The sequence below is a fragment of the Marinomonas hwangdonensis genome (assembly GCF_003721245.1).
GTDB lineage: Bacteria > Pseudomonadota > Gammaproteobacteria > Pseudomonadales > Marinomonadaceae > Marinomonas > Marinomonas hwangdonensis.
In genome coordinates, this window is the sequence record NZ_RIZG01000003.1 from 135,991 (window position 1) to 158,334 (window position 22,344).

A 22,344-nucleotide genomic window follows, 5' to 3' on the forward strand; every position below is an offset into this window, starting at 1 on the left:
AGCAAAAATGAAACCACTTTACCAATTAAAATAGCGCTCAAGCAGACAAAATTTCGATGTGACTCGCATTTTATAGATGCTATTATTTGGATCTATGAAACTTTATAAAGCGAGTATGCGAAGCATTAGCTTTAAACATGAAGGATGTGAAGTGAAGGTCAGTTTAATCGTTGCGGTCTACAAAGACGTAGAAGCCTTATCATTAATTGTAGAATCTCTCAGAACACAAACCTACAAGAACTTCGAACTTATTATCGCCGAAGACAACAATAGTGATGAGATGCGTTCATTTGTCAGCACTATTAAAGACCTAGAAGTGATACATACTTCCCAAGAAGACATTGGGATTCGCAAGTCACGATCACAAAACAATGCGATTTTAGCGTCCACGGGGGAATATATTATTTTCATCGATGGCGACTGCTTACCCTACAGTACCTTTATCGAAAGTCATGCCCTGTTAGCAAAAAAGGGGCAAGTTCTTGCTGGGCGTCGAGTCAATTTAGGCCCTAAATACAGCGAAAAAATCCGAACTGGGAAAATGAGTGCCTTACAGTTAGAGCGTAAGTATATCCAGAAAATACCTAGTCTTTGGAGAGACTGCTTAGAAGGTCATGTCGAAGCGGGCATTTATATTAAGCCTCATAGCATTCTATTCCAAAAATGGATTTACTCTAAAACCTCGTCTATTGTTGGCTGCAATTTTTCTTGTTTCAAAAGCGACTTAATCGCTATTAATGGTTTCGATGAAAGCTATGGTGAAACATCCATTCCCGATGATACAGACATAGAATGGCGGCTTAGAGCGTTGGGGTTACAAGTGAAGTCTTGTAAATTCACAGCGAATCAGTTTCATCTTTATCATACTCGATCCTACAGAGACTACACAGGTAGCCAGTATGAGAACGATATGTTAGAACGAAAATCACAAGGTATGTTTAAGGCAAGACAAGGCTTAGACACACATTAATGATGTATACGTCAATCAGAACACTGTTGACAAAACAGTGTTCTGATTGCGTTTTTTAGGGTCTTTCTTTAGGGCGACTTTGGACACCCGCTGTCAAAGCAAGGCGCATGGCTTCCTCGACGCCAATGTCCAGTTGCGTCAAACGATCTCGTGATATGTAAAGGGTTATGCCGCCAATTTGGTAACTCAACGGCACATAAACGCCCACTAAGTCCTGATCTTTGAACAGCTTTTTACCTGTTTGTTCGCCCGTTACAAAACCAATCACCTGAGCGCCGTTCCATTCGATCGACACAACGCTCTTCATTTCTTTTTTTTCCGCCAAATTAAATACCATCATCATGTCTTTAATAGCACCATAAATGGACTTTACTAAGGGAATCCGTTCAAAGACATTTTGGCTAATTTTCACCAGATAGCGAACACCATACATATTCACCAGCAAGCCAATCAACACCAGCGTCAATAGACTGGTTAATAAGCCCAACCCCGGAAAATAGACACTCTCTGAAATAACAAACAAAAGCAACGGTTTAGCCAGTGCTTCCCCTGTCGCCAATAACCAAAAAATTAAAGACACCGTCAGGCCAATCGGCAATACCGCCACCAGCCCCTTTAGTAATAGTGCGATCAGATTGTTCATTGTTAACATAACCTCTTTATTTGGTGCACAGCATACCGCAAGCTTTGTGCCACTCCTAAGGATCTGGGCTGACTTAATGAAAAGATTGCTCAAACCGTACTGAGCTTATACTCTTGATGAGACGGTCGTTTTTAATGAGAGACGTCTCTTGTCGGCCCCTTCACTCGCCATTGGATTAACAACGTGAACTACAAACGCTTAGAAACCTTCGTATGGGTGGCCTCTTTGGGCAATTTTCGTAAAGCAGCCGAACGTTTACATACAACACAACCGGCTATCTCCGCACGCATAGCGGGGTTAGAAGAAGAGTTGGGCGTGAAACTATTTGAGCGTGAAGGGGGCTCTAGCCCTATTACTCTAACATCCAAAGGCAAAGAGCTGTTGCCCTATGTTGAAAAAATCCTGTATCAGACCGAACAGTTGCGCAAACGTGCTGGCCTTTCAAAAGCCTACTCTGGCGTATTACGCTTAGGGGTGTCAGAAACCATAGTGAACACCTGGCTACCCGATTTTCTGTCGCGTTTGCACAAAGACATGCCCAATTTGGACGTAGAAATGACGGTGGATATCAGTGCAAACTTAACCACCAGCATTAAGGATCGCACCCTAGATTTGGGGTTATTGATGGGGCCTATTTCAGAGCCGAACATTGTCAATCGTGATTTATGCACCTTTTCACTGTCGTGGGTTGCAAGCCCCAAACTGGATTTGCCGGATCGACTTTTGTACCTAGAAGAGCTCGCAAAGTGGCCTATTATTACCTATGCACGGGCAACCAAACCTTATGTTGAAATCAACCAAAAATTTCGCGAATTAGACGGGCCCCCAGCGCACTTTTTTGCGTCCACATCACTCGCTTCTTGTCGCAGTTTGGCCATTGATGCCGTTGGCATTGCCACCTTACCCAACATCATGATTACAAAAGAATTAGAAGCCGGCAGCCTACGAAAAATCCGTGCTGTGTGGACCCCCAACGACTTGACCTTTACCGCTTCCTACTCAGATGAACCTTTTAACCCATTAGCCGAGGTTGCGACCAATATTGCCGTTATTTCCGCCCAAGAATATCAACAGAAACAAAGCCAAGAAGCCTCTTAGGAAAATACGGCAGAGCGTTAATAAGGGTTAAAAAAATCTCCAATCGCACCTCTTCATAAAAATAATTGATTAAAACCCACAAAAAAACACGATTAGACTTTTCATAGTGCCAAGAACTACTCTTAATGGAACACATTGTGGCAAAAATAAGGAAAACAAAATGAAATCTGCTCTGTCAACGCTACTGCAACAAACGGCTGATTTGCGTCAAGCCATCCGACATAAATCACACACTGGTGTTACCAGTGGTTTAGTGCAAGGCGCGATGCAAGGCAATGTGGTGATTTTGCCAGCCGATTGGGCCAATGAGTTTTTACTTTTTTGTCAGAAAAACCCCGTTTCATGCCCTTTAATTGGCGTCTCCGAAGTGGGCCGCTATGACATGCCAGAGCTTGGGCATGACATAGATATGCGCCACGATATTCCTGAATACTATGTGTACCGTGACGGTGTGAAAGTGGAAAGCCGCTCAGACATTGAGGATATATGGCAAGATGACATGGTTGCGTTTGTTTTGGGGTGTTCTTTTTCTTTTGAAAATGCGCTCTCACAAGCGGGTCTGACGCCAAGAAATGTTGAAGAAGCCGTCAACGTGTCCATGTTTGAAACCAATATAGAAACGGTACCAGCCGGACGTTTTTTTGGTAACACAGTGGTGACCATGCGGCCTTACACCCCCAAAGACGCCATTCGAGCCATTCAAATCACCACACGTTTTCCTAAAGCTCATGGAGCGCCACTGCATTTTGGTAGCCCACAAGATATAGGCATTAGTGACTTAAGCAAACCAGATTATGGCGATGCCGTCACCATAAACGACAAAGAAGTCCCAGTATTTTGGGCTTGTGGTGTAACACCCCAAGTCGCTATCCGTAACGCAAAGCCCCCTATCTGCATTACCCATGCGCCAGGGAAAATGCTTGTTACGGACATCCTAGACACTGCGCTTGCCGTGCTGTAACGCACAAGCGCCTAATGGCATCGAAAGATGCTTGGTTGACTGCAAACTTTGCAGTGATTAATAACGACTATACTCAACAACACAATAAAATCGAAAAAGGAACCAAGATATGTTGACATTATCCCGTGCAGTATTCATTGGCGGCGTTGCAATAAGCGGCCTGACCTCCACCGCCAGCTTTGCTGAGAAATGGTTCATGCCGACACCTTACGGTGATGGTAACTTACCAACGCAAATAGCGTACGACTTTGCAAAAGAAATCAGCGACAACACCAATGGCGAGCTTAACATTACCGTGCATTCTGGTGGCTCTCTGGTAAAACACACGGAAATCCCGCGCTCAGTTAGAACCGGGCAAGTACAACTAGGGGAAATTTTTCTAGGGATTTTGGGCAACGAAAACCCTATTTATAAACACGACAACATCCCGTTTCTTGCTACCTCGTTTGAAGAGGCGAAAAAACTGTGGGAAGCTGCAAAACCCGACATCAACAAGCAATTGGACAAAGACGGCATGATGCTACTTTACACGGTAGCGTGGCCAGCACAGAGCTTATATAGCAAAGAACCAGTAAACAGCTTAGCCGATTTACAAGGTCAAAAAATGCGAGCTTACAGTCCATCTACCTCGCGCCTAGCCGATTTGATGGGTACCACGCCTACCACAATTCAAGTGCCTGATATTCCGCAAGCAATGAGCACGGGCATCATCCAAGCGATGATTACCTCTCCGTCCACTGGTGTCGACAGCCAAGCATGGGATTATGTGAATAACTACACAGATATCAAAGCATGGATACCGAAAAATATTATTGTGGTAAACAAACGCGCTTTTCGTCGTTTAGATAAAGCGACACAAGAGGTTATTCTAACCGCTGCGCAAAATGCCGAAGCCGCAGGATGGACAAGAGTGGCGGCACGTGCTGAAAAAGACAAAGCGACCTTACTAGAAAATGGCATGACGGTATCTGACCCATCTCCGCAATTGATTGCAGAACTTAAAGCGATTGGTAAGACGATGGCAGAAGAATGGAAAGCCGAAGCACCAAAAGAAGTCGGTGACATTTTAGCCCGCTACCAAAACTAATTACCTACAAACACAGTCCCTCTCCTCTTCAAAGATATCAATATTAAGGCTTTGCGCTTCTCTCCTCGCAAGAGAGAAGCGAGGAGAGGTTCTATGTTATTAAAAAAAGTGAACACTATGAGCCAATTAAAAGAAAAACTTTATCAATGCTCTGGCCTGTTGTCCGGTTTGTGTATCGTTATCATTACTTTGTTATTACTCGCACAAATCGTCGGTCGTCTCTTCGGTTTTATCGTTCCTTCGGCAGAAGATTTCGCCGGTTATGCGTTAGCGGCTTCTACCTTTTTAGGCTTGGCTTATACCTTTCGAGAGGGCGGCCATATTCGAGTGACCTTACTGATTCAACGCTTTTCACCTAAACCGCGTAAAATCCAAGAAGGCATCATTTTAGCCTTATCCTTTGCCTTGCTCTGCTATTTGTCCTATGCCTGCGGCTATATGGTGTATGAGTCTTATATCTTTAACGAAGTCTCTCACGGCTACATCCCTATTCCTCTTTGGATTCCTCAAATACCGGTTGCAGTGGGCGTTGTCGCCCTTAATTTGGCGATTTTAGATGCATTAGTCGCGTTAATTAAAGGCAAACAGCCTACTTACAGCGAGCAAGAAGACGCCCTGTCTTTGGAGGAAATATAATGGACATGATGTGGATTGCGATTTTATTGGCGTTTGCCATGCTGGCGCTTTTATCCTTGGGGGTTTGGGTCTCGTTTACGCTCATCGCCATAGGCGGTTTGGGCTTAATTCTTTCCGAAAACTACAGAATTGATCTGCTTTTTGCGACATCAAGCTGGGGGGCGAGTACCGCCTGGTCATTAACCGCTTTGCCGTTGTTTATTTGGATGGGGGAAGTTCTGTTTCGAACGCGTTTATCTGAAGATTTATTCAAAGGGTTATCGCCTTGGTTAGGTGGCGTTCCAGGCAAATTATTGCACGTGAACATTCTTAGTTGTGGCATCTTTGCCGCCGTTTCTGGCTCTTCTGCGGCCACTGCAGCCACCATTGGGCGCATGACCTTACCTGAGCTGCGTAAACAAGGTTACAGCGATCGCATGGCGATTGGCACCTTAGCAGGATCAGGCACATTAGGCTTGTTGATCCCCCCGTCTATTATCTTAATTGTGTACGGTGTGGCAGCAGAAGTATCCATCGCCCGCCTGTTTATTGCCGGCGCTTTACCCGGCTTATTATTGGTGAGCTTGTTTATGGGCTTCACCATGATCTGGGGGTATTTACACAAAGACGAATTGCCCAAAACAAAGAAAGAGGAAATCAGTTGGTCTGCACGTTTTAAAGGCTTAAGTAAGCTCTTGCCCGTTGTCAGCTTAATTGGCTTTGTTTTAGGGTCAATCTACGGTGGTATTACAACGCCAACAGAGGCCGCTGCGATTGGCGTAACAGGGGCATTGGTGCTCGCGGCGTTAACTGGCTCACTCAGCCGTCACAGCTTTATGGAGAGCTTGTTGGGGGCCGTGAAAAGCTCCTGCATGATAGGTTTTATCTTGGTCGGTGCGCACTTCCTCACCTTGGCAATGGGCTTTTTAGGCATTCCTAAAGCCTTGGCATTGTGGATTTCCGGCATGTCTTTGTCTCCCATGGAATTGATTTTATACCTGACGATCCTGTTTGTTATTTTAGGTTGTTTCCTTGATGGCATTTCTGTGGTGGTGTTGACCGTAGCCGTCATATTGCCAATGGTTCAAGCGGCCAATATTGACCTTTTGTGGTTTGGTATCTTCATCGTTTTGGTGGTGGAAATGTCGCAAATCACACCGCCCGTCGGCTTCAATCTCTTTGTGATTCAAGCGCTCACGGGGAAAAACATTCTGTATGTCGCAAAAGCCGCCTTACCTTTCTTTTTGTTAATCGGTTTGGCCATTGTGTTAATCAGTGTGTTTCCTGAAATAGTCACCTACTTACCAGCCACCATGTCTCAAAGATAATCCAGCAAAAGGGGTCTACGATGAAATTAAACTGCGATATGGGCGAAGCCTTCGGCGCATGGCCGATGGGCTTAGACGATCAAATTATGCCCTATATAGATCAAGCAAACGTGGCTTGCGGTTTTCACGCGGCCGATCCACTGACGATGGCGAACACAGTGGCCTTGGCAAAACAGCACAATGTCACCATAGGGGCACACCCCGCCTATCCTGATTTGGTCGGTTTTGGGCGTCGTAATATGGACATAGCGCCAAAAGAACTAAAAGCCATTATTCAATACCAAATTGGCGCGTTAAAAGGGATTTGCGAAAGCCAAAACACCCAGGTAGATTACGTCAAACCACATGGCGCCTTGTATAACACCATGATGGCGGACTTTGCCGTGTTAGAGACCGTCATGCAAGCGGTGAGCGAGCTAGACGCGACACTACCTCTCATGGTGATGGCAGTACCAGAAGCGCCACAAATCCAGAAAATGGCCAAGAAATATGGCCTTCAAGTTTGGTTTGAAGCGTTTTCCGATCGCTTGTACACGGATGAAGGTCGATTAATGCCGCGCAAAGAACCTAAGGCTGTTCACGGGAGCTTTGATTTGATCGAAAAACAAGTGGAGCAGCTGTGCGAAACAGGCACCTTAACCACCGCCTCCGGTAAGCGTCTTGCCGTTCATGCCGATACCATTTGCGTGCATGGCGATGGTGAGCATGCGGTGGATGCCGTAAGGCGCATTCGTACCTTGGTGGAAAGTCTAACGCTAAATCAATCAAGCAACACAAGCGCGATATAAATGATGAGCCGTGACAATTTCCCTCACATTGAAATGGTCAGTAATCACTCTTGTTTATTGACCTTTAGTCAGGTGATTAGCGAAGCAACCTCGAATTACATTGCCTTGGTCACACAAAAACTGACGGGGCTTGATGGCATTATCGACCTAGTCCCCTCTTATACCACGCTGCTCGTGGTGTTTGATGACGATGAGTACGATCGATTTGCCATTTTCAAAGCGCTTCATCAGTCTATTGAAGCCGTTGACCCAAATGACTTTTCGTTAAACGATCAGCGCGACGTTGTGATTCCTGTGTATTACGGCAAAGAAGTAGGGCCTGATCTGGAAGACGTGGCTAAGCATTGTCAGCTCAGCATCAACGAGGTGATTAAACGTCACAGCGAAACAGTGTATCGGGCTTACGCGATTGGATTTACACCAGGGTTTGCGTTTTTAGGCAATACGCCAGACGAATTGCATGTGCCTAGAAAAACCACACCGCGCTTAAAAGTGCCCGTTGGCAGTGTGGCCATCGCGGAAAACCAAACCGCGGTTTACCCCAGTGTAACGCCAGGTGGTTGGCAAATTATTGGTCGTACTCCCGTTAATCTGATCGACTGGGGCTGTGAAAACTTGGCGCTCATTGCCATGGGAGACGCCGTGCGCTTTGAAGCCATTTCACGAGACGAGTTCTTAGTTCAAGGAGGTCAGCTGGATGGCTTTTAATGTGATCAAACCCGGTTTATTAGCACTTCTGCAAGACCTAGGCCGTCACGGACATCAGTCCATTGGCCTGACGACCGGTGGCCCTATGGATGAAATGGCATTTCGTTGGGGAAATGCGTTACTGGGCAATAACAGCAACTGCCCACAGCTCGAAATTACCTTTGGTATGCTCACGTTGGAGGCGCAAGCCAACACCAATATCGCCATCACAGGAGCCGATCTTGGTGCCACGCTGAACGACAAAGAGATTTCACCGTGGCGTACTTATGCGCTGAAAAAAGGCGATGTAGTGGCGTTTCATCAACCTATTTGGGGGTTAAGAGCGTACCTTGCGGTATCAGGCGGTTTTCTCTGCGACCCCATCTTAGGCAGTGTGGCCACCGTCATGCGTGAAAAGGTGGGTGGATTGACGGGGAAAGGTGACAAGCTTCAACGAGGCGATGTACTGCCTTACTCAGCCTGTTCTCATCAACCACAAAAAGCCGTGCCGCGTTTGGCGATTCCCCATTACGGTCAAAAAGAAATACCGGTTATTTTAGGGTATCAATACAAGTCGTTCTCCTCTTTAGAGCGAGCCAATTTTTTCTCCAGTGATTACTCAGTGTCTTCCCACTCAGATCGCATGGGGTATCGACTAGAAGGCAAAGCGATCCACAGCGACTTAAAAGGGATTATCTCTGAAGGCATTGCCTATGGCGCCATTCAAGTTCCGAAAGACGGTCAACCCATTGTCCTGCTGCAAGATCGGCAAACCATCGGTGGTTACCCCAAAATAGGCTGTGTCAGTCGTGTTGGCGGCGGCATTTTGGCACAAAAGCAACCAGGAGACGTTATTCAGTTTACCCCTATCACCGTCGATCAAGCCGAGCAAGAACGGCATTTGCACATGGCCAGACTCGCCCAATGGCGTTGAAACTTGCTGGCCAACACAAAGCTGGGTAACCAGCTTTGACATTTTCTTACTAAACTCGCATTACATTACTGTATTTTTGTCTTAGACTGAGTAAACAAGGCCTTTGTCTTTCATAGCGACGGGATTGCATCTGTTTATGAGATTAAAAGTCATTATTTGTCTAATACTGTCCCTTTTCTTATTCGGTAAGACAGCCTATTCAGCGGAATTGCGCTTTGGTTTTACAGGACCATTAACCGGTCCAAATACTTTTATGGGCACTCAAACAGTGCGAGGCATAGAGCTGGGCTTTAAACGTATCAATGATAGTCAAACACTCAACTATTCTCTCTCGCTCATCCCCTTAGACGATGGTTACGAACCGAGCCGAACACCGATACAAGTATCTTCTCTGATTAATGATTACGGAGTAAAAGCCATGTTAGGTAGCATTGGAACACCGACCAACTTGGCGTCCCTTAGTGTGTTATCCAAATACAGTATTCCCCTTATATCTCCGCTCACTGGGGCACAATCTATTAGAGCAGAAAGACCTTCGCCCTTCATTTTTAACACCCGCGCAAGCTATACAGAAGAAGCTAACTATTTAGTGAACATTCTCGTAAATGATTTGAACATAGCACCGGATGAAATTGCCATTTTTGCACAAAAAGACAGCTACGGAGATGCAGGGCTAGCCAGTACAATAGAAGCACTAAGAAAAGTCGGTCTAAAAGATTCAGCAGCCATACTTCAGATTAGACATCAGCGTAATAGTGGCGAAGTGAGCCATTCTGTTGCCGATGTGTTAGGTGTTTTTCCTATACCAAAAGCCATCATCATGGTCAGTACTTACAGCACCAGTGCTAATTTTATAAAGCAACTTGAGAGCTTTGGCATCACGCCCTTATTTTCCGCCTTTTCATTTACGGGACTAGAGGCTTTACAAGCAGAGATTGGCGATACCAAAGCGAAAGTATTCATCACGCAAACCACACCTTCGCTTAATGACCCTCACTCTTTCGTTGTCAAACAATTAAAAGAAGACATGGCGCGCTTTGGTGACACGGCTCCACCAACCACCATGCAACTTGAAGGTTACCTTAATGCACTGATTGTTGGACAGGCACTTTTACCAATCAAAAACCTGCCTACCAGCAAGGAAATTGAAGAAAGTTTAAAACACCTCGCAAAGAAGAGTCATGGCTCTCAGAAGCAAAATGAACTGGCGGTGCTGAACCCCAACAAGAGGCATATTTGGTTACAAGTTATCCACAATGGGGAACTACAAGAACTCACTCACACTGATATACCGTAACCCATCACTAAAACGAGAGACTTAGTACATTATTATGATGACATTAGATCGACATCACCTATCCATCTCGCCTTTAGTATGGCTACTGGCATTCGTCGCATTAATGTCCTCTCTCATCGGTGCTGTTATATTAACCAATACCTTACAAGCACTCGCTTCACAAAGACAGGATTTAAGAAGCCAACAAGCAAGTCTCCTAAACGCCTCTGCTGAGCTAAGAAATATCGTTCCTACCTATCGAGACCAACTGCGCCAAATATTGTTTGAGGACTCACCCCCTGACGTCAACCACAACTTCAATATTGACTTGTATAACAGTGCAGTGGTAACCATTAAAACTGAGTCTAACGACTCGGAAACGCAAAAGATTAGTGCTCAATTAGCAGAACAAGGTCAACAGCTAGTCACGACAGCCAAACAGATAAACGACTGGCACATACGCTACACACAGCACCATCAGGATGTTGTACAACTCGATATCAAAGGCAAAGCAATAAACCACCTCCAACAGTTAAAACGTCTCACCTATCGCATGACAGGTAACAATCGTTTACAAGAAAACTTTCTTATTTATCAATATAATACCTCTTCCTATGAGGAAAGAGATGCGCTTGCAAATGCTTATTTGCAACTGCGATTGTCCCGCCTTGAGTCCGCACTAAATACCGCTATGGAAGACATCAACACCCTAGAAGTTGCATTGAATGTGATGATTGTTTCCAGTTCATTAGATGTCATCACAGACCTCAAAGACAATCAAATAAAGTCATCACTAGATCGCTTAGATTACGTCATCGCTGAATCCGCCAAAGTACACCCTGATGCAGCAGAAAGGCTTCAACAAGAAAGATACGCGCTTGGCAAGACGCTTTTTGGCGAAGGCTATATTTTTGATACAACAGAACAAGTTATCAAACTAGGAAGCAAAGGGCTTTTTCAAGAACGTATTGAGTACATCTCTCTCGCAGCGGAAAAAATCGAGCTTATTAATTTATTAGAAAGCACGTTTTCTCCCCTCCCTAGGTTAATGGATCAAATTGGTGAGTTTGTTCAAATTAACTCAAAAAATCTTGACCAAAAAATCGAGGATCAATTAACAGGCGTCAAAACCCGTGTTCTTTGGATCAGCGGTATTTCCATTGCAATGTTATTACTATTAGCCTGGGCAATTACCCGCCGAGTCACTCGACAGCTCTCTAGCTTTATCGAAAGTGAAGAACGTTTTCGTTCTATGTTCGAATTCACTCCAGACCCTGTTTGGATTTTAATGAGCGAAAAAATAGTGGAATGCAATAACGCCGCTGTCCAAGTTCTAAAATACTCTGAAAAAGGCGCCTTACTAGGAAAAAAAATGGGCGATATATCGCGCAATAAACAGACGGATGGCACACTTTCCTCAGCTCGCTTACATCGCTGCTTTAAACAAGTCGCTTTGAATGGCAACACCAGAACAGAGTGGGAGTTTAAATGCTCAGATGGCGAGCTTATTCATGCCGATATGACCATGCTATCGAGTTCTTTTAATGATCGTCCCGCCACAATAATATCTTGGCGTGACGTGACAGAAAAATTTATTTCACAACAGTCTCTTGCACAGTATAAGGAAAAGCTAGAAAACGATATTGCCTTGCAAACTAAGGAGCTACAAACGGCAAAAGAAACCGCGGAAAACGCCAACCAAGCCAAAAGCGAATTCCTCGCCAATATGAGCCATGAAATCCGCACCCCTATGAACTCCATCATCGGCATGTCTTCTTTGGCTTTGCACACACCCTTAAGTAATAAACAACGCGGTTATATTGAAAAAATCAGTCATTCGGCCGACTCACTGCTCAATATTATCAATGATATTTTGGACTTTTCAAAAATTGAAGCCCGCAAAATGGACATTGAGAGTGTGCCATTTACGCTAACAAACCTTATCCACAAGGTAGCCCATGTACTGGAACTTAAAATAGAAGAAAAAGGCCTCGAGCTCATCATAGACATTGACGCCTCAGTTCCTCAACAAGTCGTTGGTGATCCAACTAGGCTTCGCCAAATCTTACTTAACCTCGGAAATAACGCGGTTAAATTCACGAAACAGGGTGAAATCATCATACGTGCTACTTGCTCAAAACAAGACCAGCAGGAAAACATGATCCACTTTTCGGTGGAAGATACCGGAATAGGCATCAATAAAGACAAGCAAAGTAACCTTTTTAAATCGTTCTCCCAAGCCGATACGTCGACCACCCGTCGCTTTGGCGGTACAGGCCTTGGCCTTGCCATTTCAAAACGATTGGTCCAATTAATGGGTGGCGAGATTTGGGTCGAGAGCGAAGAAAATAAGGGCAGTACTTTTCACTTTACCGTGAGGTTCCAACACTCAGAAAATGACGAATCCCAATATGCGCTCAGCAGCTATACTAATTTCAACCAAATCGTCATTGTTGACGACAATGACACCGCTAGAGAAGTATTAAAAGCCAGCGTAGAAGCGCTTGGTCTTGTCTGCCATACCTTTAGCAATGGCCACAAAGCCGTTCAGTTTATAGCATCACTTAAGGCAACATCGCAGCCTTATCCGATGATGTTGATTGATTGGAAAATGCCTGAACTTGACGGTATGGACACCTGTAGGGCCATTCTTGCAGAGACCAAAGGTGATGCTCCTATCACTATCATAATGGTCACGGCCCATGGACAAGACGATGCTCGCAAAGCGGGTGAAGGATTGCCTATCTCGGCGTTTTTAACTAAGCCCGTCACGACATCTAGCCTATTCGATCAAATCATTCAGTTATGCGGCCCCGACGCCATTTCGCTCATTGATCATAAGAGCGATAGTAATCACATCATATTTTCTTATGAACTTGCCGGAGCCAATATATTGTTGGTCGAAGACAACGAAATCAACCGCGAGTTAGCCGAGGAATTACTCTCTCGCAGCGGTATCCAGTTCACCTCTGCGACAAACGGACAAGAAGCCATCGACTTACTAGGATCCGAACGCTTCGATTGTATTTTAATGGACTGCCAAATGCCGATCATGGACGGTTACACAGCAACCCAAAAAATTCGCACAATGCAAGAGTACAAAGATATACCCATTATCGCTATGACCGCCAACGTGATGGCAGATGACATTCAATATGCAAAAGCCTCTGGGATGAATGATCACATCGCCAAACCTATCCATTTTGAAACCATGTTTAATACCTTGCGTACTTGGCTTAAATTCAATATCAAACATACGGGATACACACCCGCTTCATACCATGACACAAACTCCGAACTGCTTCCTGATAGCATGCATATAGATACGGAGTTAGGCTTGGCAAGAACGCTGACGACTCCTCTCTACATTCGTCTTTTACGCCGCTTTTTAAAAACACAGGTAACTTTTATCGATGAGTGTAAAGACGCCATGAAAATGAAAAACCTAGAGTCTGCTCGTCGCTACGCCCATACTCTCAAAGGAGTGTCGGCGACATTGGGTATGATGGAATTATCAGCATCTGCCAGCCATCTTGAACGCGCTTTGTCAGAAGAAATAAATATATCGCCTATACTGTTATCTGTGGAACACGACTTAATTAATGTATTAAATGATCTGCGGTTATGGCATTCAAACCATGAAGCGACACCAGCGAATGACGTTCCGACACAGTCGTCCATGGCGCCACAAGAATTCAGAAAAAGTCTTGATAGATTAAATACTTATATTACGGAAAATGTTGTAGAAGCACTTCCCCTTGCACAAATACTACTGAACAATTCAACAGACGAAAACACTTATAGAAGCATAGAGAAAATCATTGCTGCTCTGAAACTTTACGATTTTGAATTGGCAGAAAATTACTTCACTGTACTGCTTCAGAGTTTAGAAGATGCTTCAAAACTTAGCAGACACTAATGAGTAGGTAACATGACAACAATGACGTTTGAACAAGCGACACCGAGCCATGCAGAAGATAAAGCGACTATTTTAATTGTGGATGACACTCCTGCCAACATCGACGTTTTGGTCGCTTCTCTCGCTGACGAATGCGTCATAAAAGTGGCTTTGAGCGGAGTAAAGGCCTTATCTATAGCTGCTTTATCACCTCGTCCAGATCTAATATTGCTAGACGTTATGATGCCTGAAATGGACGGATATGATGTCTGTATACGACTAAAAAATAATCCCGTCACCGCCAATATTCCGATCATTTTCGTGACCGCCAAACACGACATCAAAGACGAAGAGAGAGGGCTTTCCTTAGGCGCCGTAGACTACATTATCAAACCCATCAGCCCACCTATCGTTCGTGCCAGAGTGCGTACCCACCTCGCTTTGTATGATCAAAATAGACAGTTGCAAAAAAAAGTAGACGAACGCACCAAAGCACTGCAAGCTAGTCAGCTCCGCATTATTCATCATCTCGGCCGTGCGGTAGAGTTCAAAGATAATGAAACAGGCGCCCATGTGATTCGTATGAGTCACTATGCACGCATGATTGCCCAGGAATACGGCGGCAATGAAGAGTGGGTTAATCAGATTTTCCAAGCAGCCCCAATGCACGATGTAGGCAAAATCGGTATCTCTGACGCCATTCTTTTAAAACCGGGCAAGCTCAACCCAGAAGAATGGGAAAAGATGAAACTTCATACGGTTTATGGTGGCGAAATATTTGCTGAAGACAGCGATCCAATGCTGCAAATGGCCAAAACCATCGCACTGACTCATCATGAAAAATGGGATGGTAGTGGCTACCCGAATGGCTTAAAAGGAGAGGAAATACCATTAGAAGGTCGTATCGTCGCCATTGCCGACGTGCTCGATGCGCTCATGTCGAAGCGTCCTTACAAGGAAGCATGGCGCTTAGAAGAATCTCTTGCCTATATTCAAAACAGTTCAGGTACTCATTTTGACCCAAACTTGGTTCCTTTACTTGAGAATCTTAACGCTCAAATACTATCCATCCGACAACAATACCCAGATAAGGAGGAAGACAGAATTATTAAATAGTTTTTAACAATCAAAACTTTAGTTATTAACAATTTTATCTATTTTATGTTTTTCCTTAATATGAGTCTCGTTGGTAACGAACTTAAACACTTTAGGAGAAACACAATGATCAACACACAAATCAAACCATTCAATGCAACAGCTTTCAAAAACGGCGAATTCGTAGAAATTTCTGAAAAAGATGTATTAGGTAAATGGGCTGTATTCTTCTTCTACCCAGCTGACTTCACGTTCGTTTGTCCAACGGAGCTAGGCGATGTGGCAGACAACTACGCTGAGCTTCAGTCTCGCGGTGTTGAAGTATTCTCTGTTTCTACAGACACTCACTTCACTCACAAAGCATGGCACGCAAGCTCTGAAACAATCGGCAAAATCCAGTACTACATGGTTGGCGATCAAACAGGCAACATCACCAACAACTTCGGCGTAATGCGCGAAGGCCAAGGTCTTGCTGACCGTGCGACATTCTTGATCGACCCACAAGGTACAATCCAAGCAATGGAAATCACGGCTGAAGGTATTGGCCGTGACGCTCAAGATCTACTTCGCAAAGTAAAAGCAGCGCAATACGTTGCCGCTCACCCAGGTGAAGTTTGCCCAGCGAAATGGAAAGAAGGCGAAGCAACATTGACACCTTCTCTAGACCTAGTTGGCAAAATCTAAGCTGACTGAATAAAGAACCCAAAAGGGGTCACATCAGACCCCTTTTACTCCCAGCACAGTAAATCACTCAATCAAACACAGGTTTCATCATCATGTTAGAAGCAAACTTAAAACAGCAGTTGGGCACATACCTGCAGAATATCGTTAATCCGATTGAAATTACTGTGTCCAAAAACGGTTCCGCAAAATCACAAGAATTACTCGAATTGGCTCGTGAAATCACCGAGCTCAAAAGCGACAAAATCACCCTAACGGTTGACGAAAACGCATCAGGTCGTGCACCGCAAATGGCCATCGCGCCAAAAGGCGAAGCAGCACGTGTGCGTTTTGCAGGCATCCCAATGGGCCACGAATTTACCTCTCTTGTGCTAGCACTACTACAAGCAGGCGGCCATCCGTCCAAAGCAGCGCAAGAGACACAAGCGCAAATTAAGTCTCTAGACGCTGAATTGAATTTTGAGGTGTACATTTCCCTCTCTTGTCACAACTGTCCAGACGTTGTGCAAGCGGTCAACTTAATGGCCGTATTGAACCCTAAAATTACCGCCACCATGATCGATGGCGCCTTATTCCAAGACGAAGTAGAACAGCGTGAAATCATGGCAGTACCGTCTATTTACTTAAACGGCGAGTTATTTGGTCAAGGCCGTATGACGCTAGACGAAATTCTCAACAAGGTTGATACCGGTGCTGCCGACAAGCAAGTCGCAAGCCTGTCTGAAAAAGCCCCTTACGACATGCTAGTCGTTGGTGGTGGTCCAGCTGGCGCAGCCGCCGCTGTCTATTCTGCACGTAAAGGCATCCGCACAGGTGTAGTCGCAGAACGTTTTGGCGGCCAAGTTGCCGACACCATGGCGATTGAAAACTTCATCTCCATGAAAGCCACAGACGGGCCAAAATTGGTCGCTGGTCTTGAGCAACACGTTTTAGATTACGACGTCGACGTAATGAAAATGCAAAAAGCTGTCCGTTTAGAAAAAAAAGAATTTATCGAAATCGAATTGGAAAACGGCGCGATACTGAAAAGTAAATCCATTGTATTGGCGACCGGCGCACGCTGGAGAGAAATGAACGTACCAGGGGAACAAACATACCGTAACAAAGGCGTGGCTTACTGCCCACACTGTGACGGCCCGATCTTTAAAGGCAAGAAAACCGCGGTTATTGGCGGAGGTAACTCAGGTATTGAAGCCGCCATCGACCTTGCTGGTATCGTAGAGCACGTTACGGTTTTTGAATTCGCAGATACGCTACGGGCTGACGATGTTTTGGTAAAAAAAGCCAACTCCTTATCAAACGTGACCATCATTAAGAACGCCATGACTACTGAAGTCCTGGGCGATGGTCAGAAAGTTACGGGGTTGAAATATACTGATCGCACTACCGACGAAACACACACTGTTGACGTTGCAGGGATCTTCGTACAAATCGGCCTAGTGCCTAACAGCGAGTTCCTAAAGGACACTCTAGAGTTAACCAACCGTGGTGAAATTATCATTGACTCCCATGGCCGTACCTCTGTCGAAGGTGTTTACGCAGCGGGTGATGTGACCAACATCCCCTTTAAGCAGATCATCATCTCCATGGGCGCAGGAGCAACAGCGGCACTTGGCGCGTTTGATTACTTGATTCGTCACTGACAGCGACACTCGAACCGACCAACGCCCCTTGCTCCACGCGCAAGCGCGAAAAGTTGTTTCAGCGCGTTGGTTGGTTCGTTACTAAACAGATAACTAAAATCACATAAACCGCACTCTGGCTTAGCGAGATGGCGGTTTTTTTTACTCAAAATTCTGCTGGCAAGTCAGAAACAAACCACCCGCCTCGCTCCACGCGCACGCGCATAAAACAGCTCGGTGTGTGGTTTGTTTCTACTCAATTTTTTACAGTAAGCCAATTCATGAATTGCTCACTCGCTTTCTTTCTAACAAATCAATGACGATTATTTCTAAATCCTCAACACCTGAATAATTGTGAGAGAGTCCTTGCCAATAGTTTTTAAGTGCTCCTGCAAGCTCGCTCAAATTAACTCGTTTACCATTTATATCCCATCGCTTTGTCGGTTCTGTATTTTGAGATACTAACAAAAACACTCCACACCCTGCACTTTCCTCTCGAAGGTAATCGCCCGCAAGCTGGTTTCGTAAGCGTTCGCATAGTTTAGGACCACTCCATGATTTATCTAGTAGCTTTAGCTCAACTGGAACCGGAGACTGTACGCTTGTATTATGAAGCCAAATATCCATGCGTTGACCGTTTGCCAGTTCAGGCTCTTGGGCCGTTGTGTATTGACCATGACTGTTTTGATTGAGCCAGCCAGCGATCAAAGTTCGCATTTCTGTTTCGCCATCCGCTTTTTTCCAAGTTCGCCACGGGCTGTCATTGCCTCGCTCTAACCAATGTTTCAAATCAATTAGCCTATTAACCGTATGATCAAAAAGTTGGCGGTGTGTTGCAGGTGTTATTGTCTGATTTTTATCAAATTGGCCAAACTGATCTACCGTCCACAGTTCTAAATCACCATCCACCATTGCTCTTTTATATGCTTGTTGAGCCATCCATTTTCGATACTCAGGCTCGGGGTGTTCTTCAATCAGTTGTTTGATAGCTGCATAACTAGCAAAACCAGTCATATTACATAGAAGGGAAAACAGTGCGCTCCGAGCACTTTGTGCATCATCTCTCAACTCTGGAGAATACACTCCACCGTCGGCACGGCTTATATCCTCTTTGGACGGAATATATTTATGCATGAGGACATAGAGCTTTTTCAGATGCTCTGGTGTCTTGAAGTAATCTACGTTAGGAACACTAAATGATCTATGGCTTTCACCAACAAGAACGGTAACAAAAACTTGTGCAGCTCGGTTAACTAACTCGCTTTTAAACCCTGCTAACCATTGTTCAAGCTGAGGAATGCCATTCACCGGATCACAATCAACCAAAAGAGCAAACCAGCAAGCAACACTATCTAAATCGTTACTTTTATCTATTTCTTGTTTTGCAATACTTACCAAACGATTAGGGTCACTCTTCCCAGAAATTAGAAGATGTATACAATCTCCTCGATTATTCGCATTCAGTTTATTTGGATGAGCTTCAACCCATTCTAAAAGGCTAACCGCAATATCCTCATGCAACCAAGGAGCACCAAAAACAAGTGAGCCCAATATACGGTAATGCAAATCTAAATCTGCGTTTTCTAGCTCCCAAATAAGCTCTTTGATAACAGCTTCAGCAACTAACGAAGGAAATGCTCGGTACATGCTCTCAAACCAACTAGGAAAACCATTAATCTCCCATGTGGTATAGCGCAACACATGATGTATCTCTGATTCATTTAAGTGATGCGGAAATTCCGAATGTTCTGCAACTTCAATTTCCAAACCAGCCAGAGAAAGAAGAAGCGAGTATGAGTATGAGTTATTTCTCATTCCACTTTCTGATTGTAATGACGGTGTGTAAACTCTCCAAAGTTTCATCAGTGCATCACGATAAGAAATAGCGACTTCGTAGCCAAAATCAGGGATCAATTTCACCCAGCCTGAACCACTACTTCGGTTTACTGAATTTTCATCATTAATCTCATCTAGTATCCAGCAAAAGTCATTCGTCACCTCACCAAAATATAGGTGTATAGAGTTACTCAAACGATCTGGGTTACTTTTTAGATCTGCTATCCAAGCATCACGAGACGCTTTTTTCTGCTCTTGTACAACATCGAGTTTTTTCCTGCGTTTTTCATGATCTTCTATGTGCTTTTTTTCCCAATCTGGTACTGGAGGATTAATCAGCATGTTCAATTTATTAGTCAAAATAGAACTATGCTCTACGCTCGCTCTTAGCTGCTCCAACATATTTGATGGTTTGTCTAACGCCTTATAAAGACGGAAGGCTGAGCTGAGAGCAATAGACTGATCACTTTCTGATTCACGAGAACGTACAAATGAAAGCAGTCTTTGGAAACTCTCAACCGTATCAAATGCCCAAAAATGACCTTGCCAAGAAATGGGAGCATCAGAAGTCAAAGGTTCGCTTTTAGGATCTGAAAGTAGCTTTATTTTTTCCTGTTCAATACAAGTCCAATAAAGCTGATCATTCAACTCACTCCAATGCGGTATCAGTTTAGCTAAGTTACTTTCATAATCATCAAAATGCTCTCCACCCCAAGAATGATAAAGAGGTAGCATCATAAGAACGGATAGGCTTTTATCATCAAGTGAAAACGGATGCCTTATTTCTACTAATCTCTCTACAAGATTAACGGCAATACCAAGAAGCCATGAATTATCTTGCGAGACCCTACAATCTTTTTTCTCGACATACGGCGGAGTGTTAAGATAATCAAGCAAACCAATAATAAACTCCTGATAAATAAGAGCGTTTCCAATAATTCGCATTCGGTTGATAAATTGATGAAGTGATCGTCTTAACCCATTTGCTTCAAAGCGTTCATTCGGAGACAATTGCAACCTGCCAAGCGAGAGAAGAATATTCTGAATATTTTCACTGGTTGGGCCAGTCTCTTCGATTAGTTCCGATAGCAATCGACGTGGAATTTTTTCCTCGCTTTGGTTGAGTCCTTGCCATAAAGAGTGTATTTGTTCATTGGTGCCACAGGTCATGACCGCTCGGACAGAGCTAAGTCGAGCATAAATCCCACGGATAGAGTTAAGAGCTATTTCCAGCAAAGGAGCAACACAGTCCGTCATTTTCCCTTGCCAAACCAATCGAGCAAGAAAGAAAATGGCATCATCATTTTCGCTATGTTGATTAATAAGTAACAAGGCATCTTTTGTCAGGGCAACATCCGAAATTCTTGCAATTGCGCTATTATCCCCTCCGGTACTATTGTTTTCATCCTGTGCAATACGGTGAACTATATTTTTAAGAATGGTTTTTCTTTCTGATAAAGGCAGTTTAGATGGATCTCCACCTTCAATAGCAACCTCAGGATCAATACTTAGTACAGTGTTTCTGATGTTGGTATCCCACAATATTAACCAAGGCAAAATGGATCGAAGTCTTGGCCTAATGATTGTCTCGCCATATTGTTCACCAATAAATAAACGCTCTATAGATAAACGACTGTCGCCATTAGCTATCAGGTAAGCAAACCATTTTGCTGCGAGCAGTTCTCTGATATCACGATGCCTGAATCGAACCGCTCCATATATGACATCGCTAAAAACACTGCGCTCCAAAAGAGCATTCACATCATTCGGACGCCAATCAGACAGCACGGCTTTTGCGTCTATTCCCAATTTATCGAGCGAGGCATCGGGAATGTTGATACTTGATTGGCCATTCATAACTACGGCAGCGGCCAAACGTTGTACTCCCTCTTGAGCTTTATTTAGGTTTAACGGCTGACGCTGTGCTCTATCTATATTATGTTCATCGCTTAACTGCTCATTTATACTGTGTTCTAGTAGATCTAGACGGCTACCAAGTTTTTTATCCTTTGTCCATTTGGATAAAATACTATCTAAATCAAGAGGCCGTTGAGCCAAGCTCCAAATACTCGCTCTATCAATTTCCCTTAAGAGTTCATCAATGTCATTCACTGATCTTTTTTCACAGAAACAGCGAATTCTTTCCTCATCTAAAGGCCTCATTCCGTATACAGTCAAAGCATTTTGAGGTTGAGTTAGCTTATCTTCTGTATTGTCATCTTCGTATTTCTTTGCTGCTAAAAACAAATGTCTATTCAGCAACTCTCGATCAGCTTCTGGTCGCCAAGAGTAAGGACGACTGGAAACATAAAGATGCGCTCTATGTGCACCTTTTTTGATACCTTTAGCGAATCGCTTTAACGCTAATTCAAAAGCTCTTGGGGTTTCTAACCTTGCTTCATCGACCGAATCTAAAAAGAACCAAGCTTCCTCTATCGATTCTAGCCAAGCGTTAAATTCATCTTCTGTTCCAACCTCAAAGGCGTCATAAAAATCTTGCTCGATATCTTCAATACGAATAAAAAAGGACGGTCTGCCTTGTTCTAATAAGGCTTTGGCTTTATTGAGTAATTCTTCCGTCTTGCCAGCGCCGGCTTCGGCTAAAATGACACAGCGATACTCACCTTCTAAATCAACCCAAGTTTTTAGCGCTGAATGACCTAAAGAAAAGAGTAGCTCATTATTTTCTAGATCTTCTTGGTCTTCCGAAATAATTGAAAATTGACGATCTAATGGAATGTACTTTTCTTTAGTCATAGACGATAAGTTCGCTTCACCAACAAAAAAACAAAGGGGTTTCATACAGATACTAGCTTTAACAATAG

At 44.2% G+C, this 22,344-nt stretch carries 16 protein-coding genes; 14 read left to right on the top strand and 2 right to left on the bottom strand.

The window, feature by feature from the left end:
* Positions 1–151 precede the first annotated feature (151 nt).
* Entirely contained in the window at positions 152–970 is an 819-nt protein-coding gene (locus tag EBI00_RS06215) for a glycosyltransferase (RefSeq protein WP_123095385.1), read from the top strand.
* Positions 971–1,025: 55 nt separating this feature from the next.
* Here EBI00_RS06215 and EBI00_RS06220 read toward each other — a convergent pair whose 3' ends face one another.
* Complete coding sequence (locus EBI00_RS06220) at positions 1,026–1,613, bottom strand: DUF502 domain-containing protein (RefSeq protein WP_123095070.1); 588 nt, start codon at positions 1,611–1,613, stop codon at positions 1,026–1,028.
* 183 nt (positions 1,614–1,796) lie between these two features.
* Between EBI00_RS06220 and EBI00_RS06225 the strand changes: the two genes are divergently transcribed.
* From EBI00_RS06225 to ahpF, 13 genes are all read left to right on the top strand, one after another.
* On the top strand, positions 1,797–2,711 hold the full coding sequence (locus EBI00_RS06225) for a LysR family transcriptional regulator (RefSeq protein ID WP_123095071.1): 915 nt from the start codon (positions 1,797–1,799) through the stop codon (positions 2,709–2,711).
* A 160-nt stretch (positions 2,712–2,871) separates the two neighbouring features.
* Positions 2,872–3,672, top strand: a complete 801-nt coding sequence (locus EBI00_RS06230) for a putative hydro-lyase (RefSeq protein ID WP_123095072.1) — start codon at positions 2,872–2,874, stop codon at positions 3,670–3,672.
* A 109-nt stretch (positions 3,673–3,781) separates the two neighbouring features.
* On the top strand, positions 3,782–4,759 hold the full coding sequence (locus tag EBI00_RS06235) for a TRAP transporter substrate-binding protein (RefSeq protein WP_123095073.1): 978 nt from the start codon (positions 3,782–3,784) through the stop codon (positions 4,757–4,759).
* A gap of 93 nt (positions 4,760–4,852) precedes the next feature.
* Complete coding sequence (locus tag EBI00_RS06240; RefSeq protein ID WP_241556964.1) at positions 4,853–5,395, top strand: TRAP transporter small permease; 543 nt, start codon at positions 4,853–4,855, stop codon at positions 5,393–5,395.
* Complete coding sequence (locus tag EBI00_RS06245; protein WP_174714896.1) at positions 5,395–6,702, top strand: TRAP transporter large permease; 1,308 nt, start codon at positions 5,395–5,397, stop codon at positions 6,700–6,702. Before EBI00_RS06240 ends, EBI00_RS06245 begins: the two co-directional genes overlap by 1 nt.
* A 20-nt stretch (positions 6,703–6,722) precedes the next feature.
* Entirely contained in the window at positions 6,723–7,490 is a 768-nt protein-coding gene (locus EBI00_RS06250) for a 5-oxoprolinase subunit PxpA (protein WP_123095075.1), read from the top strand.
* Positions 7,491–8,198: a 5-oxoprolinase subunit PxpB gene (gene pxpB, locus EBI00_RS06255; protein WP_241556965.1), complete on the top strand. Its 708-nt coding sequence runs from the start codon at positions 7,491–7,493 to the stop codon at positions 8,196–8,198.
* Positions 8,188–9,111, top strand: a complete 924-nt coding sequence (locus EBI00_RS06260) for a 5-oxoprolinase subunit C family protein (RefSeq protein WP_123095076.1) — start codon at positions 8,188–8,190, stop codon at positions 9,109–9,111. Before pxpB ends, EBI00_RS06260 begins: the two co-directional genes overlap by 11 nt.
* A 136-nt stretch (positions 9,112–9,247) precedes the next feature.
* Positions 9,248–10,408, top strand: coding sequence for an ABC transporter substrate-binding protein (locus tag EBI00_RS06265; protein WP_123095077.1), 1,161 nt, complete (start codon positions 9,248–9,250; stop codon positions 10,406–10,408).
* A 34-nt stretch (positions 10,409–10,442) separates the two neighbouring features.
* Positions 10,443–14,306: a response regulator gene (locus EBI00_RS06270; protein WP_123095078.1), complete on the top strand. Its 3,864-nt coding sequence runs from the start codon at positions 10,443–10,445 to the stop codon at positions 14,304–14,306.
* Positions 14,307–14,318: 12 nt separating this feature from the next.
* Positions 14,319–15,401, top strand: coding sequence for an HD-GYP domain-containing protein (locus EBI00_RS06275; protein ID WP_206612553.1), 1,083 nt, complete (start codon positions 14,319–14,321; stop codon positions 15,399–15,401).
* A gap of 105 nt (positions 15,402–15,506) precedes the next feature.
* On the top strand, positions 15,507–16,064 hold the full coding sequence (ahpC, locus tag EBI00_RS06280) for an alkyl hydroperoxide reductase subunit C (RefSeq protein WP_011978188.1): 558 nt from the start codon (positions 15,507–15,509) through the stop codon (positions 16,062–16,064).
* A 92-nt stretch (positions 16,065–16,156) separates the two neighbouring features.
* Positions 16,157–17,704, top strand: coding sequence for an alkyl hydroperoxide reductase subunit F (gene ahpF / locus EBI00_RS06285; protein WP_123095079.1), 1,548 nt, complete (start codon positions 16,157–16,159; stop codon positions 17,702–17,704).
* Between the two features lie 258 nt (positions 17,705–17,962).
* On the opposite strand, the gene EBI00_RS06290 is transcribed toward ahpF, so the two are convergent.
* Positions 17,963–22,276, bottom strand: coding sequence for an NACHT domain-containing protein (locus tag EBI00_RS06290; RefSeq protein ID WP_148039073.1), 4,314 nt, complete (start codon positions 22,274–22,276; stop codon positions 17,963–17,965).
* Positions 22,277–22,344 lie beyond the last annotated feature (68 nt).